This is a genomic window from Methyloceanibacter sp., assembly GCF_035650995.1.
In the GTDB taxonomy this organism is placed as follows: domain Bacteria; phylum Pseudomonadota; class Alphaproteobacteria; order Rhizobiales; family Methyloligellaceae; genus Methyloceanibacter.
Window position 1 is genome coordinate 1 of record NZ_DASRGO010000085.1, and the last position, 14815, is coordinate 14815.

Annotated in this window: 15 protein-coding genes and 1 pseudogene; 5 read left to right on the plus strand and 11 right to left on the minus strand. The window is 64.6% G+C overall.

The genetic code is table 11. The annotated features are described in order from the left end of the window. Nucleotides 1-48: 48 nt before the first annotated feature. The 4 genes from nusA to trmB all read right to left on the minus strand — a co-directional run bounded on the left by nusA (nucleotide 49) and on the right by trmB (nucleotide 3636). Entirely contained in the window at nucleotides 49-1704 is a 1656-nt protein-coding gene (gene nusA, locus VFB18_RS06715) for a transcription termination factor NusA (RefSeq protein ID WP_324972578.1), read from the minus strand. Nucleotides 1705-1769: 65 nt separating this feature from the next. After that, nucleotides 1770-2324 (minus strand): ribosome maturation factor RimP, encoded by a 555-nt coding sequence (rimP, locus tag VFB18_RS06720; RefSeq protein ID WP_324972582.1) that lies wholly within the window; start codon nucleotides 2322-2324, stop codon nucleotides 1770-1772. A 154-nt stretch (nucleotides 2325-2478) separates the two neighbouring features. Further along, nucleotides 2479-2913, minus strand: a complete 435-nt coding sequence (locus tag VFB18_RS06725) for a lysozyme inhibitor LprI family protein (RefSeq protein ID WP_324972585.1) — start codon at nucleotides 2911-2913, stop codon at nucleotides 2479-2481. A 15-nt stretch (nucleotides 2914-2928) separates the two neighbouring features. Beyond that, nucleotides 2929-3636 (minus strand): tRNA (guanine(46)-N(7))-methyltransferase TrmB, encoded by a 708-nt coding sequence (trmB, locus tag VFB18_RS06730; protein WP_324972589.1) that lies wholly within the window; start codon nucleotides 3634-3636, stop codon nucleotides 2929-2931. A gap of 115 nt (nucleotides 3637-3751) precedes the next feature. Here trmB and VFB18_RS06735 point away from each other — a divergent pair, with 115 nt between their 5' ends. Beyond that, nucleotides 3752-3988 (plus strand): hypothetical protein, encoded by a 237-nt coding sequence (locus VFB18_RS06735; protein ID WP_324972593.1) that lies wholly within the window; start codon nucleotides 3752-3754, stop codon nucleotides 3986-3988. A 63-nt stretch (nucleotides 3989-4051) separates the two neighbouring features. On the opposite strand, the gene metK is transcribed toward VFB18_RS06735, so the two are convergent. The 7 genes from metK to miaB form a co-directional block, all read right to left on the minus strand. Continuing rightward, nucleotides 4052-5227 (minus strand): methionine adenosyltransferase, encoded by a 1176-nt coding sequence (gene metK, locus VFB18_RS06740; RefSeq protein WP_324972596.1) that lies wholly within the window; start codon nucleotides 5225-5227, stop codon nucleotides 4052-4054. Between the two features lie 175 nt (nucleotides 5228-5402). Next, complete coding sequence (locus tag VFB18_RS06745) at nucleotides 5403-5825, minus strand: helix-turn-helix transcriptional regulator (RefSeq protein ID WP_324972600.1); 423 nt, start codon at nucleotides 5823-5825, stop codon at nucleotides 5403-5405. Nucleotides 5826-5975: 150 nt separating this feature from the next. Beyond that, on the minus strand, nucleotides 5976-7664 hold the full coding sequence (lnt, locus tag VFB18_RS06750) for an apolipoprotein N-acyltransferase (RefSeq protein WP_324972603.1): 1689 nt from the start codon (nucleotides 7662-7664) through the stop codon (nucleotides 5976-5978). A 49-nt stretch (nucleotides 7665-7713) separates the two neighbouring features. Continuing rightward, nucleotides 7714-8694 (minus strand): hemolysin family protein, encoded by a 981-nt coding sequence (locus VFB18_RS06755; RefSeq protein WP_324972605.1) that lies wholly within the window; start codon nucleotides 8692-8694, stop codon nucleotides 7714-7716. Next, entirely contained in the window at nucleotides 8691-9239 is a 549-nt protein-coding gene (gene ybeY, locus VFB18_RS06760) for an rRNA maturation RNase YbeY (RefSeq protein ID WP_324972607.1), read from the minus strand. Before ybeY ends, VFB18_RS06755 begins: the two co-directional genes overlap by 4 nt. After that, nucleotides 9232-10263 carry a PhoH family protein gene (locus tag VFB18_RS06765; protein WP_414675660.1) on the minus strand — a complete coding sequence of 344 codons (1032 nt, stop codon included), beginning with the start codon at nucleotides 10261-10263 and terminating at the stop codon, nucleotides 9232-9234. Before VFB18_RS06765 ends, ybeY begins: the two co-directional genes overlap by 8 nt. Nucleotides 10264-10292: 29 nt before the next feature. Next, entirely contained in the window at nucleotides 10293-11666 is a 1374-nt protein-coding gene (gene miaB / locus VFB18_RS06770; protein WP_324972609.1) for a tRNA (N6-isopentenyl adenosine(37)-C2)-methylthiotransferase MiaB, read from the minus strand. 166 nt (nucleotides 11667-11832) lie between these two features. Here miaB and VFB18_RS06775 point away from each other — a divergent pair, with 166 nt between their 5' ends. From VFB18_RS06775 to cysW, 4 genes and pseudogenes are all read left to right on the plus strand, one after another. Beyond that, a complete protein-coding gene (locus VFB18_RS06775) occupies nucleotides 11833-12279 on the plus strand; it encodes an Rrf2 family transcriptional regulator (protein WP_324972611.1) in 447 nt (148 codons plus the stop codon). Nucleotides 12280-12462: 183 nt separating this feature from the next. Further along, nucleotides 12463-13485: a sulfate ABC transporter substrate-binding protein gene (locus VFB18_RS06780; protein WP_324972614.1), complete on the plus strand. Its 1023-nt coding sequence runs from the start codon at nucleotides 12463-12465 to the stop codon at nucleotides 13483-13485. A 29-nt stretch (nucleotides 13486-13514) separates the two neighbouring features. Further along, nucleotides 13515-14360: a sulfate ABC transporter permease subunit CysT gene (gene cysT / locus VFB18_RS06785; RefSeq protein WP_324972616.1), complete on the plus strand. Its 846-nt coding sequence runs from the start codon at nucleotides 13515-13517 to the stop codon at nucleotides 14358-14360. Beyond that, nucleotides 14357-14815: pseudogene (cysW, locus tag VFB18_RS06790) on the plus strand (sulfate/thiosulfate ABC transporter permease CysW); the annotation flags it as partial. The gene cysT and the pseudogene cysW, both read left to right, overlap by 4 nt.

The following is a 14815-nucleotide window of genomic DNA, read 5'->3' on the forward strand; positions in this document are numbered from 1 at the left end:
CTGCTCCGCCGCCTGATGCCGCAAGGCTTATGTCTCCGATCCTCCTCATCACGCGTCTTCGCCGCTCGAAGAGGCGGCCTGGTCCGGGGACTCGCCTTCGGCAGGGGCGGCTTCCGCGGCCTCCTCTGGCGCTTCGAGCGAAGCCTGGTCGATCCAGCCCGCCTTGACCCGCGCATCGGGGATCAGCTTCTCGACCTGCTCCCGGCTCAGGCGGAAGTTGGCGAGGATGCCGTCGTGATGGATGGTCTCCTTCTCCTTGTCCTTCCGCTCGGTCCAGCCGGCGAGGTCGTCGGTGGCACAATCCGCCAGGTCCTCGACCGTCCTGATGTTGTTCTCGCCGAAAGCGACCAGCATGGCCGTGGTCACGCCCGGCACCTCGGCAAGCTCGTCGGCGACGCCGAGCGCCTTGCGTTTGGCATCGAGCTCGGCCTCGATCTTCTCCAGGTGCTCGCGCGCGCGCGTCTGGATCTCGTTGGCCGTGTTCTCGTCGAACCCTTCGATCGAGGCAATCTCCGAGGGCTCGACGAAGGCCACCTCTTCGACCGAGGAGAAGCCCTCGGAGGCAAGCAGCTGGGCGATCACCTCGTCGACGTCGAGCGCCTCCATGAACATCTGCGAGCGCTCGGCGAACTCGGCCTGGCGGCGCTCCGACTCCGACGCCTCGGTCATGATGTCGATGTCCCAGCCTGTGAGCTGGGAGGCGAGCCTCACGTTCTGGCCCTTGCGGCCGATGGCGAGCGACAGTTGCTGGTCGGGCACCACGACCTCGATGCGCTCGGCGTCCTCGTCGAGCACGACCTTGACCACCTCGGCCGGGGCGAGCGCGTTGACGATAAAGGTCGCGGCATCGGGCGACCACTGAATGATGTCGATCTTCTCGCCTTGGAGCTCGTTCACCACGGCCTGCACGCGGCTGCCGCGCATGCCGACGCAGGCGCCGACGGGATCGATAGAGGAATCCTTCGACACCACTGCGATCTTGGCGCGGCTGCCGGGATCGCGCGCCACCGACTTGATGGTGACGATGCCCTCGTAGACCTCGGGCACTTCTTGCGCGAACAGCTTGGCCATGAATTCGGGGTGGGTGCGCGACAGGAAGATCTGCGGGCCCCTCTGCTCGCGCCTGACGTCGTAGACATAGGCGCGGATGCGGTCTCCGTAGCGGAAATTCTCGCGCGGCAAGGTCTCGTCGCGCCTGACGATCGCCTCGGCGCGGCCGAGATCGACCACGACATTGCCGTACTCGACGCGTTTGACGATGCCGTTCACGATCTCGCCGACGCGGTCCTTGTACTCTTCGTACTGGCGCTCGCGCTCGGCCTCGCGCACCTTCTGCACGATAACCTGCTTGGCATTCTGCGCGGCGACGCGGCCGAAATCGAGCGGCGGCAGCTCCTCGGCGATGAAGTCGCCGATTTGCGCCGCGGGGTTCCGCCTGCGCGCCTCTTCGAGCGAGATCTGGGTCGCCTCCATCGTGACGTGCTCGACCACTTCGAGATGGCGGGCGAGCCTGATCTCGCCGGTCTTGGGATCGACCTCGGCCTTGATCTCATTCTCGCTGCCGTAGCGTGACTTGGCCGCCTTCTGGATCGCGTCCTCCATAGCGGCGATCACCACCCTGCGGTCGATCGATTTCTCGCGCGCGACGGCGTCGGCGATCTGCAAGAGCTCCAGTCGGTTGGCGCTGACGCCTGCCTGAGCCATGTTGTTCTCCTCCAATCTCTCCACTTTCCAGGCGGCAGCCTCCCGCGCGCCCGGCGCTAAAATCACTAAGCGGGCTTCTTGCCCGAAAGATCGGCCCTGAGGCCGTCAAAATCAGTCACGAGCTTCGCCTCGCTGATGAGCGAGAAGGGCAGCCCGATCACGACCGGCTCCTCATGGCCTTCGAGGTCGATCCTGAGCCGCGCCTCGCCCGGCGCCACGCCCTCGATCACGCCCCTGAAGCGCTTCCTGCCGTCGACGAGCTCTTTAAGCTCTACCTTGGCTTCGTGACCCGCCCATAACGCGAAGTCGCTCGGGCGGACCAGCGGCCGGTCGATTCCCGGCGAGGAAACCTCCAGGCGGTAGCCGCCCGGCATCGGATCGTAGGCATCGAGCACGGGCGAGAGCCTTCGGCTGATCGTTGCGCAGTCCTCGACCGTCATTCCGCGGTCAGGCCTCTCGGCCATGATCTGTACCGTGCCTCCGTCGCGGCCCGAAATCTTCACCCTCACCAGCCTGAAGCCGAGCTCTTCGAGCACGGGCTCGGCGAGCTCCGCGACCGTCCGCGCCGGTCCCGTCTCCTGCACGAAGCGGCGATCGGCGTTCGCTTGTCGGTTCGACATTGAGGGCCTTTGAGGCGAGCCGCTGAATGGCGCTGGACCTAACAAAAAGGAGCGGGCGAAGGCCCACTCCTGATCCAAACCAATCATGAGTTCGAGGCGTAATATACGAGCTTTTTCCGCGGTTTCAAGCGCCGTTGAGGCCAGTTTGCCGCGCCTAAGGGGCGCCCATCACGTCTTTTGCCATGCGCTCGAAGTCGTTGATGCGCTCGTAGGAGAGCGCGCAGAGGCAGGAGGAGTAATTGCCGCCCATCGCCGTACCGCCGAAGGCGAGATTGTCCTCGAGCGTGCAGTTCGCGTCGCGGAAGTTGATCCAATATTTCTGCGAGGCCCTGAGGTCCTCGAGATGGGTGTCGGCGGGCTGGCCCATGTCCTTGGCTGCGGCGCGGATCTTGTCCCGCATCGCCTTATAAGCCTGGTTGAGCGCGGCATCGGCCTTGTCGGCGGCGCGCGCGACGCATGCCTTGTATTCGGGGTTCGAGTGCGTCTGCGCCTCGCAGTCCTTGTAGCAGGCCGCGCCGATGTCGGTTCCGGCTAAAGCCGCGGCCGGCGTCATAACCGCCATCGCCAAAGCCAACAGTCCCATTCGCATCGCTTTCCTCCCTGATCAGACGCGCCTGAAACCCAGATAAGTGCAAGTGCGCCCCTCAGCCAAAGCCTTGCGCTCGTAGCGCGTGTCGGGCCAGTCCGGCGCGCGCGACTTCCAGTCCGAAGCGCGCTCGGCGGTCCAGGCAAAGGCGCCGCTCTTGCCCATGAGAAACAGGACTTGCGCGGCATAGTCTCCGCTGTCGCTCGCAAACCTGAGCTCTCCGCTGCGACGAAGCACGCGCGCAAGCGCGCTGACGAATTCCGCCGAGATGAGCCGCCGCTTCTGCTGCCGCTTCTTCGGCCACGGGTCGGGAAAGAGAATAAAGATGTGCGACACCGAGTGCTCGGGCAGCCAGCCAAGCACGTCGCGGGCATCGCCGTCATGGACGCGGATGGTCTCGATGCCGCGATCCTCGATGGCGCCGAGCAGCGTGCCCATGCCGTTGACGAAGGGTTCGCAGCCGATGAAGCCCACCTCGGGGTGCCGCTCGGCCTGCCACAGGAGATGCTCGCCAGAGCCGAAGCCGATCTCGAGCCAGACCTCGCGCACGGGAACGGAAAAGAGACTGGCAAGCGCGCGGGGAGGGGGCTCGTTAAGGTTAAGCCGCAAGCGCGGCAGGAGCTCCGCGATCAACCGCTCCTTGCGCGCGCTCAAAGGTTTTCCTTTGCGCCGGCCATAGGACCTGAGCGGCTTCGCCTTCTCCGCCTCTCCCCCGGCATCCCGCATTTGCGCTAGTCTCCACATAACCGGCGAATTCCATTGTGGGCCAAGCGCGCCCAAGCGCAATGATCGCCGCGTTTATAGAGGAGGACATGCCGTGCTGTACCGTTGGCGTTGGCCTTTGCTCTTTACCCTCGCTGCGCTTCTCTTTAGCAACACTTCAGGCTTTGCCGGAGCACCGTTCGCGACATCGTCCGCCGACTGGCCGTCGCCGCTCCTCCACCTCGCCCGCAAGTCCGTCATCGACAAGAGCTGCATCATGATGTGCGATCAGTGGGGCGAGCACGGCTGTCTGAAATGGGTGATGCGCTGCAAGGGCGACCCCGGCTATCCCAAGGGCCTGAGCATCGCCCAATAGCGAGCGCGACCTCTTGGTCGCGCCTGCGCCATCAATTGGGCCATTGGGCTTTGCGGCAGCGGGCTAGGTCAGCTCGGAGCGGATCGGCTCGACGAGATCGAGCTTCTCCCACGAGAAGCCGCCGTCGTTGTCGGGCTGCCGTCCGAAATGGCCGTAAGCCGCGGTGCGCTCGTAGATCGGGCGCGCCAGCCCAAGATGCTCCCTGATCCCGCGCGGCGAGAGGTCCATCACCTGCCTGAGCGCGTTGGCGAGCTTGTCCTCATCGATCTGCCCGGTGCCGTGCAGATCGACATAGAGCGATAGCGGCTGCGACACGCCGATCGCGTAGGAGAGCTGGAGGGTGCATTTGTCGGCGAGCCCCGCCGCCACGATGTTCTTCGCGAGATAGCGTGCGGCATAAGCCGCCGAGCGGTCGACCTTGGTCGGGTCCTTGCCCGAGAAGGCGCCGCCGCCATGAGGCGCCGCGCCGCCGTACGTGTCTACGATGATCTTGCGCCCGGTGAGCCCGGTATCGCCGTCGGGTCCGCCGATGACGAAGCGCCCGGTGGGATTGACGTAGAACTTGGTCGAACCGTTCACCCAGCCCTTGGGCATGACCTCGTTGACGAAGCCCCGCACGATCTCCTTGACCCGCTCCTGACTCACATCTTCGCCGTGCTGGGTGGAAACGACGACGGAGTCGGCGCGGACCGGCTTGCCGTTTTCGTAGACGAGCGTCACTTGGCTCTTGGCGTCGGGGCCAAGCTCGGGCGTGCGCCCCGTATGCCGCGCCTTGGCCATCTCGTGCAGGATGCGGTGGGCGTAGAACAGCGGTGCCGGCATCAAAGGTTCGGTCTCCCGGCAGGCGTAACCGAACATGATGCCCTGGTCGCCGGCGCCCTCGTCCTTCTTGCCTTCGACGTCGGCGTCGACGCCGCGGGCGATGTCGGCCGACTGACCGTGCACATAATATTCGAACTCGGCGAGGTCCCAGTGGAAGCCCGCCTGCTCGTAGCCGATTTCGCGCACGGCGTGCCGCGCAGCTTTTTCGATGATCTCGGGAGTTACGCTCGCAGGACCGCGCACCTCGCCCGCCATCACGATGCGGTTGGTGGTGACGAGCGTTTCGATGGCCACGCGCGAATGCGGGTCGGCGGCGAGATAGAGGTCGACCACCGCATCGGAGATGCGGTCGCACACCTTGTCGGGGTGGCCTTCCGACACGGACTCACTGGTGAAGACGTAATTGGCGCGGGACACTTGGGAACCCCCTGTTGTCACGGAAAACCGGGCTCGAGGGCCGCGGTCATTCTCGCAAACCACAGGGAGCGCGGCCGGTCAAGTTCCACCTGACCGCGTCAGCCACTTTTGCGCAGAACCTCACCTCGCGCTCGCAGGCGGGACCAGCCGGTGGCCGCTTGCGCGTTGGGGAATTTTATGCGGAACCGTTGCTCACGCTCAGCGCCCGCACGAGATCGACAACGCTCTTGCGGACCTTGGGATCGGCGATCTTCACGAACGCGCGATTGAGCTCGAGCCCTTCACGGCTGTTCAGAAACTCGAGAATGAAGGCCTCGGAGTCGGGCTCAGCCATGCCGCGCGCCACCGTGCCGCCGTCGCCGCCGACATGCGGCGCCTCTTCGAAGAAGAACTGCACCGGCACGTCGAGGATCTTGGAGATCTGGAACAGGCGGCTCGCGCCGATCCGGTTCACGCCCTTCTCGTATTTCTGAACCTGCTGGAAGGTCAGTCCCATGCTTTCGCCGAGACGCTCTTGGCTCATGCCAAGCAGCATTCGACGCAGTCGCACCCGGCTTCCGACGTGCGCGTCAACCGGATTAGGCTTCTTGCCTGCCATTCGCCCACTCGCAAAAAGTCATTGATCGATTAAACAAAGGGAAGCTACTCGCAATCTTATGAAAATTGTTCCCTCGCTGTCGTTCATAGGGGTGCGGTCTACCCCCGTCAAGGACGCATGCGACGCAGCACGCTTCAGGTTCAATCGTTCTTAACGCCGTGGTCGGATTGGTTGCACGCAGCAGGCGAGCCACGCGGAAAAAGCGAGCAATAGGACCGAAATTTCGACCGCCGCGCCGCGCCGCGCGAACAGCGTTTCGTGGCCCGCTTTGGGTAGTTCGGAATCGATCGCACCTTTCTCGCCGAGACCGATCTCGGCGAGAATTCGGCCGTACGGATCGACGATCGCCGAGATTCCGGTGTTTGCGGCGCGTATCAGCGGCAATCCCTGCTCCACGGCGCGCACGCGCGCCTGCTGAAAATGCTGATAGGGCCCGGCGCTGGTGCCGAACCACGCGTCGTTGGTGACGTTTAGCATCCAGCCCGGCCGATCCGATATATTCGCGGCCTTGTTTTCGAGTGGCATCGGATTTTGCGTCGCCGATATATCGGCGATCTCGTCGGGAAAAATGATTTCGTAGCAGATGAGGGGTATCGCGGGCGGCGCGCCGGGAACGGCAAGACGGCGGGGACCCGTTCCCGCCGAGAACCCGCCGCGCACTCCGGTGAGCTGCATGAAACCCATGCTCTCCATGAAATCCTGGAAGGGCAGATATTCGCCGAACGGCACGAGATGGATCTTGTCGTAGCCGCCGAGAACTTGGCCTTTGTCGTCGATCACGAGCAGGCTGTTGTAGATGCGCGTGGCGGTCAGCGCGCCGTTCTGATCGCGCTCCTCGACGAGGCGTGCCGAGCCCACGAGGAGCGACGTTCCCTGAGGCAACGCGTCGGCGATGAGCGAGAGCGCCTCGGGAGAGTCGGCGAGCAGGAAGGGCACCGCCGTCTCGGGCCACACCACGAGCGAGATGCCGCTAAGCCCGTTCACGCCCGACTTGGTGAGCGCGAGATAATCGTTGAAGATTTCGGCGCTGTTCTCCGGGCGCCATTTCTCGGCCTGGTCGATGTCGGCCTGAACGATGCGAATCTTGATGCCGGTTCCGGTGGTGTCTGCACGGGCCAGCCTTTGCGCGCCCCACAATGTCCCCGCGCCGAGGAGAACAAGAAGCGAGACGGCAAGCGCGATCGTTCCTTTTCCTCCGCCGAGATCGGACCCCTTCGGCGCGGCGAGCGCAGCGAGGCTCGCGAACAGCAGCGCGGCGATCAGGCTTAGAGCGTAAACGCCGAACAGCGAGGCGAGCTGCATCATCGCTTCGCCGCCGAGGATCGAGTAGCCGATCAGGTTCCAGGGGAGGCCGGTCAAGACGTGGCCGCGGGCGTACTCGGCAAGGCCGAAGGCAATGGCGAGCGCGAAGGCGCGAGCCGCGCCGCGACGCCACAAGAGCATGGCGAGCGCGGCCGCGGCGGACAAGAACAGCGCCATCCCCGCGGGCAGAGCGGTCATCACCAAGGGAATGAGCCAGCCGTGCCGCCAAGGCTCGACGAGAAAGGCTTCCGCTACCCAATAGAGCCCGGAGAGGAAATAGCCGAAGCCGAACCAGAAGCCGGTGAGGCTTGCGCATTTCAGCCGCGCAGCGAGCGGGTCATGATCGCGATGGCAGCCGTCGAGCAGCCAGACGAGCGGCCCCAACGTGAAGAACAGCACGGGCCAGAGATGGAACGGCGCGAAGGCGAGCACCGAGAGCACGCCGAGCACAACGGTGAACAGGGCACGCCGCCACCCCGAAAGGCCGGCAACCCACGTGGCAAGGCGCTCCAACGGACTCCCCGCTTTGCTCAGCATGTGCCTCTCTCCCTCAAGGGGGGAGGCAAGAGCGCGCGGCACGGTTCCATCAAGACGTCTGGTTTTCGGACGTCTCTGCACCGGCGCCGCCGTCGCCCTCCTTCGGCGGAACGTGGATCCGCAGGCGCTTGATCCGGCGCGGGTCGGCCTCGAGCACCTCGAACTCGACGCCGCTCGGGTGGCGGACGAGTTCCCCGCGCGCCGGGATGCGCCCGGCAATGGAAAACACGAGACCGCCGAGCGTGTCGATCTCCTCCTCGAGTTCCTCCGAGACGAGCTCGAGCCCGAGCTGCTTCTCGAGATCCTCGATCGGTGCGCGCGCGTCGGCGATGAGGCCGAGTTTCGCATCGGTGCGGATCAGGGGCTCGTTCTCGACGTCGTGCTCGTCGGCGATCTCGCCGACCACCTCCTCGATCAGGTCCTCGATGGAGACGAGCCCGTCCGTCCCGCCATATTCGTCGACCACGAGCGCAAGATGCAGTCGCGTCATCTGCATCTTGAGCAGGAGATCGAGCACCGACATCGAACCGGGTACGTAGAGGATCTCGCGCGCGATGCCGATGCTCGCGACGCTGCGCGTAAGATCGACCTTGCCGAGATTGAGCGGCGCGTCCTCCTTGGTTTCGGCCGCGGTGGTGATCCACGACATCAGATCGCGGATATGGATCATGCCGCGCGGGTCATCGAGCGTCTCGTGATAGACCGGAAGCCGCGAGTGCTCCGCCTGACGAAACACGCGCATCACCTCGTCGATGGTGACCGTATCGTCGACGGCGATGATGTCGGCGCGCGGCACCATCACGTCTTCGACCGTGAGCTTGCCGAATCTGAGGGTGCGCCTGAGCATGCTGCGCTCCTGCGCGCTCAGAGCGTCGCTCTTGCTGCGGGCAAGCGCGTCCTCGATCAGCTCGCGGAGATCGGGTTCCTCGCCGAGACCGAAGGTTTGAAGCAGGCGCTCGAACCATGACGCCTCCTCTTCCGGCTGCCGATTCTCCTCGCCGGCGAGATCCTTCTCGGCAGCGTCGGTCATGGCGATACCCCCACGGGCCGTGCCTCGCCGGTCTCGGCATACGGGTCCCCGATGCCGAGCGCGGCAAGCGCCTGCCTTTCGAGTTCCTCCATCCGCTCCGCCTCTTCATCGGCCTCGTGATCGAAGCCGAGCAGATGGAGCACGCCGTGGACGACGAGATGGGCGGCATGGTCGGTAAGCGCGAGCCCCATCGTGTCGGCTTCTTTGCGCGTCGTCTGGTAGGCGAGCGCGACGTCGCCAAGCGGGCCCGGCTCGCTCGGATCCTCGCTCGCCGGAAACGAGAGCACGTTGGTCGGCGCGTCCTTGTCGCGCCAGATGCGATTGAGCGCCTGCATCTCATGATCGTCGGTGAGGAGGATGCTCACTTCGTAGGTGCCGGCCGGGGCCAGCGCCGCAGCATCGAGGCCGGCGCGCGCCCAGCGGGCAACCGCCGCGTCGGTCACGCCCGCCGCGCGCCAATGCCCGTCATGGCGTACCACCGCGACCTCGAGCCTCGCGCCCGATCCGCGTGCCGCATTTGCGCGACTAGGGCCACCCTCAGTCATTGCGCCCACCCTTCAGGGGAGCGGATTCGTAGGCATCGACGATCTTGCCGACGAGTTCGCGGCGAACGACGTCGGCGCGCGTAAAGGCGATATGGTCGATGTCATCGATGCCCTTGAGTATATCGATCGCCTCGAGCAGCCCAGAGTCCTTTCCTGGGGGCAAATCGACCTGGGTCGGGTCTCCGGTCACGATCATCTTGCTTTGCTCGCCCAGCCTGGTGAGGAACATCTTCATCTGCACCGACGTGCAGTTCTGCGCTTCGTCGAGAATGATCATGGCGTGGGAAAGAGTGCGGCCGCGCATGAAGGCGAGCGGGGCAATCTCGATCACGCCGGTGGCGAGCCCGCGCTCGACGCGCTCGGGCGCGAGCACGTCGTAAAGCGCATCGTAAAGCGGGCGGAGATAGGGATCGACCTTCTCGCGCATGTCGCCGGGAAGGAAGCCGAGCCGTTCGCCCGCTTCGACCGCCGGCCGCGACAGGATCAGCCGGTCGCACTGCCCGCTCTCGAGGCAGGCAGCGGCGAAGGCGACGGCGAGATAGGTCTTGCCGGTTCCGGCCGGACCCGTGGCGAACACGAGGTCGTTGCGCTTGAGCGCGGCGAGATAGGCGCTTTGCGCCGGCGTCCGCGCGGTGATCAGACGCTTCCGCGTGCGGATCTGCTGCGCCTCGGGAAGCTCGATCTCGGCGCCGCCTTCCGTAGGCTCGGCCGCCCGCGCGTGGCGGATCGCGCCGACCACCTCGCCGACACCGATTATCTCGCCGTGCGCGAGGCGGCCGTAGAGCTGCTCGAGCACGGACTTCGCCGTGGCGCACGAGGCCTCGGGCCCGCGCAGGCTCACGGCGTTGCCGTTGACCACGGCCTCGATGCCGAGCCGGTCTTCGAGTACGGCGAGATTGGCGTCGAAATCGCCGAGAAGATCGCGCACGAGCCGCATGTCATCGAAGAACACGACGGTCGGCTCTCCGCCATTGGCGTGGGCGGTGGCAGAGCGCCTAACAGCCGCTCCACGTCCCCGCGCCAAAGGTCCCTTCCTTCCGCTGGCTTTGCCGGTCACACGGCCGCCTGAACTGGCTCGCGCCATGCAAACTCCAAATTGATGACACCGTGAAGACTGTTCGGGCCGGCGGCCAGGATGTCAACATCGACGATCTCGCCGATCAGCTCCGCAGGCCCCTCCGCATGCACCGCCTGTAGATAAGGTGAACGCCCGGCGATCTGTCCGGGTTTCCGCCCCTTTCCCTCGAACAGGACCTTGAGCTTGCGCCCGACCGTCTGCCGGTCGAAGGCGTGGCGCTGCTCGTCGAGCAGGCTCTGCAAGAGGGTGAGCCGCTCGCGCTTGACGGTTTCCGGCACTTGGTTTTCGAAAGTCGCCGCTCCCGTGCCGGGACGTGCGCTGTACTTGAATGAGAAGGCCTGGGCGAAGCGGATGCGGCGGATGAGCGCCAGGGTGGCCGCGAAGTCCTCGTCCGTCTCGCCGGGAAAGCCCACGATGACATCGGTCGAGAGCGCGATATCCGGCCTCGCTTTTCGGATCTTTCCGATCAACGCCTCGTAGTCCTCAGCCGTGTGCTTGCGATTCATGGCGGCAAGGATGCGGTCTGAGCCAGCCTGGAAGGGGAGGTGCAGATAGGGCATGAGCTTGGGCTCTTCGCCGAAAAGAGAGATCAGCTCGTCATCCATGTCGCGCGGATGGCTCGTGGTGAATCTAATTCGCTCGATCCCCGGCACTTTCGCGAGCCGCATTATCAGGTTGGCGAGCGAGGAGCTGCGTCCGCTTGCGTCGGCGCCGTGATAGGCGTTCACGTTCTGCCCGAGCAGCGTGACCTCGCGCGCGCCGCGCGCGGCAAGACCCTCGACCTCGGCTATGATCTCCTCGGGAGAGCGCGAGAATTCGGCGCCGCGCGTATAGGGCACCACGCAGAAGGTGCAGAATTTGTCGCAGCCCTCCTGCACGGTGACGAAGGCCGAAGGCTTGCCTTTCGCCGTCGCCCGCTCCGGCAGATGGGCGAATTTGTCCTCCGCCGGGAAGTCGGTCGCGATCACGCTTCTGCCGGTCGCTTCGGCCTCGGCGACGAGGTCGGCGAGGCGATGGTAGCTCTGCGGCCCGACGACGATATCGACCGCCGGCGCGCGCGCCACGATCTCCTGTCCTTCCGCCTGCGCCACGCAGCCGGCGACGGCGATCAGAGTGTTCCGCCCCGCTCTTTTCCTGGCGTTCTTGGCGAGCCGCACCCGGCCGAGCTCGGAATAGACCTTCTCGGCGGCCTTCTCACGGATATGGCAGGTATTGAGGATGACGAGGTCGGCGTCTTCCTCTTCGTGGGTGAGACGATAGCCGAGCGGCTGGAGCGCCTCGGCCATACGCTCGCTGTCATAGGCATTCATCTGACAGCCGAACGTCTTGATATGCAGCTTTTTGGACATTCTTTCTAAAGGGGGCCTCACCCCGGCCCTGTTTGTCGAGCAGTGCCGGCACCTTCGTCAAGTGGCGGGCCCCGGGGAGAAACAAGGAAAAGCGGGCAGGACATTGCTTTGGCCCGGCGAAGCCTCTATCTACTCGACATATTAGATAGGGTATCTGCCCTCCCAAATGATCTCGCAAAAGGCAAAATATGCTCTCCGCGCCCTCGTCGCGCTCGCCCGCCAGGGCGACTCGATGATGATCGGAGAAATTGCGTCCCAAGAGCGAATTCCGCGCAAGTTCCTCGAGCAGATTCTGCTCGAGCTTAAGCGCCACGGCATCGTCTTGAGCCGGAGGGGCAAGCTCGGGGGTTATGCGCTTCTGATGCCGGCCGACCAGATCACCTTCGGCCAGGTCTTGCGCATCCTCGACGGCCCGCTTGCGCCCTTGCCTTGCCTAAGCCGCATCGCCTACCGGCGCTGCGCCGATTGCCGCACCGAAGAGGAATGCGAGATCAGGCGCGTCTTTGCCCAGGTCGCGACCTCCGCCCGTGATGTGCTTGACCGCACCACCATCGCCGACGCCATCAGAAGCCCCAAGGCTGGAGGAATTCCCGCCATGGAGGCCGCCCACTAGGCGTTTTTTCCGAGATTCCCGGTCTCCCACGCCGAGGGCAACCACCCTTGGAAACAATTTCTCTCGCCCGCGGGTTCGTTAGATCGGGGTGGCTCTGGGCGTGGAAAGAATGGTACGGTCCGCCCTTGATCAACACTACAAACTAGATAGGGTTTAGGGTGTTATCACAGAGGAGATCGAACCATGAGACGTCCAAGCACCCTTCTTGCCGGCGCTGCGGTGATTGCATCGCTTCTGACCGCGGGCGCCGCCCTCGCCGACACCACCCTGCTCAACGTTTCCTACGACCCGACGCGGGAGCTCTATAAGGCGGTCAACGAGGCCTTCATCAAGGACTGGAAGGCCAAGACCGGCGAGTCCGTCACGATCGAGCAGTCGCACGGCGGTTCAGGCAAGCAGGCCCGCGCGGTGATCGACGGACTTGAGGCCGATGTCGTGACGCTGGCCCTTCAGGGCGACATCGACCAGATCGCCAAGGCCGGCAAGATCAAGCCCGACTGGCAGAAGCGCCTTGCCAACAATTCCTCGCCGTACACCTCGACCATCGTCTTCCTGGTGAGAAAGGGGAACCCCAAGCACATCAAGGATTGGGATGACCTCGTGAAGGACGGCGTCTCGGTGATCACCCCGAACCCGAAGACCTCGGGCGGCGCGCGCTGGAATTATCTCGCCGCCTGGGCCTATGCCGACCAGAAATACGGCCACAGCGAGGACAAGGATAAGGACTTCATCAAGAAGCTCTACGCCAACGTTCCGGTGCTCGACACCGGCGCGCGCGGCTCGACCACGACCTTCGCCCAGCGCGGCATCGGCGATGTCCTGCTCGCCTGGGAGAACGAGGCGTTTCTCGCCCTCGATGAGCTTGGCGCCGACAAGTTCGAGATCGTCGTGCCGTCGCTCTCGATCAAGGCCGAGCCTCCGGTCGCCCTGGTCGACGAGGTGGTCGATACCAAGGGCACGCGCAAAGTGGCCGAGGCCTATCTCAACTTCCTCTACACGCCGGAAGCCCAGAAGATCATCGCCCACAGCTACTACCGGCCGTCCGATCCCAAGTCGGCCGATCCCAAGGACCTCGCGCGCTTCCCCGACGTGAAGCTCGTGTCGATCGACGACCCGCTGTTCGGCGGATGGGCGAAAGCGCAGCCTAAGCATTTCGACGAAGGCGGCATCTTCGACCAGATCTATCAGCCGAAGTCGACCAACTAGCCCGTGGACCAACCTTGAGGGAAAACGCCATGGCCGGCGCCCGCGGCCTTGCGTTGAAGAGACCGAGCGCTATCCCGGGATTCGGGTTGGCGCTCGGTTTCACTTTGACGTATCTGAGCCTGATCGTCCTCGTTCCGCTTTGCGCCCTCGTGCTGAAGTCGGCTCAACTCGGAGTGGGCGGCTTTCTCGACGTGGTGACCGGTCCGCGCACGCTCGCGGCGCTCCGCTTGAGCTTTCTCACCGCGCTCGTTGCCGCGCTCGTCAACGCGGTGTTCGGCGTCGTCATCGCCTGGGTACTGATCCGCTACCGCTTTCCCGGCCGCCGCCTGCTCGATGCGTTTGTCGATCTTCCCTTTGCGCTGCCCACGGCGGTCGCCGGCATCGCGCTGACCGCGCTCTACGCGCCGAACGGCTGGATCGGCAGCCTGCTCGAACCGCTCGGCATCAAGGTCGCCTACACCCCGCTCGGCATCACCGTTGCGCTCATCTTCATCGGCCTTCCCTTCGTCGTCCGCACCGTGCAGCCGGTGCTCGAAGAGTTCGACCGCGAGCTCGAAGAGGCCTCGGCCACGCTCGGCGCCAACCGCAGGCAGACCGTGTTCCTGGTGATGCTGCCGACGCTCATGCCGGCCATCCTCACCGGCTTTGCCCTCGCGCTCGCCCGCGCCGTCGGCGAGTACGGCTCGGTGATCTTCATCGCCGGCAACATGCCGTTCTACTCCGAGATCGCACCGCTCCTCATCATCATCAGGCTCGAAGAATTCGGTTACGCGCAAGCCGCCGCAATCGGCACTGCCATGCTGCTTATCTCCTTCCTCATCCTGCTTTTCGTGCACCTGATTCAGGCGTGGAGCCGCAAGAGGTTCGGCCAATGACCGACACCGCCATTGCGCCCTTGCTCGAGGCAAGTCCGCCTCCCTGCACCGTCACCACCGAGCAGCCTTACGTCCGCATCGCCTTGACGGCACTTGCTGTCGTCTTCCTCGTCTTGTTCCTGTTTCTGCCGCTCGCCGCTGTCTTCTTCGAGGCGCTAAGGGCCGGGCTGCATGCGTATGTGGCCGCGATTACCGAACCCGACGCGCTCGCGGCGATCAAACTGACGCTCCTCGTCGCGGCCATCGCCGTCCCCGCCAATATCATATTCGGGCTCGCCGCCGCCTGGGCCATCGCCAAGTTCGATTTCCCCGGCAAGAGCGTGCTCAATTCGCTGATCGACCTTCCTTTCTCCGTCTCGCCGGTCATCGCCGGCCTCATTTACGTGCTTCTGTTCGGCGCGCAGGGTTATCTCGGGCCGTTTCTCAAGAGCGAGAACATCCAGATCATCTTCGCT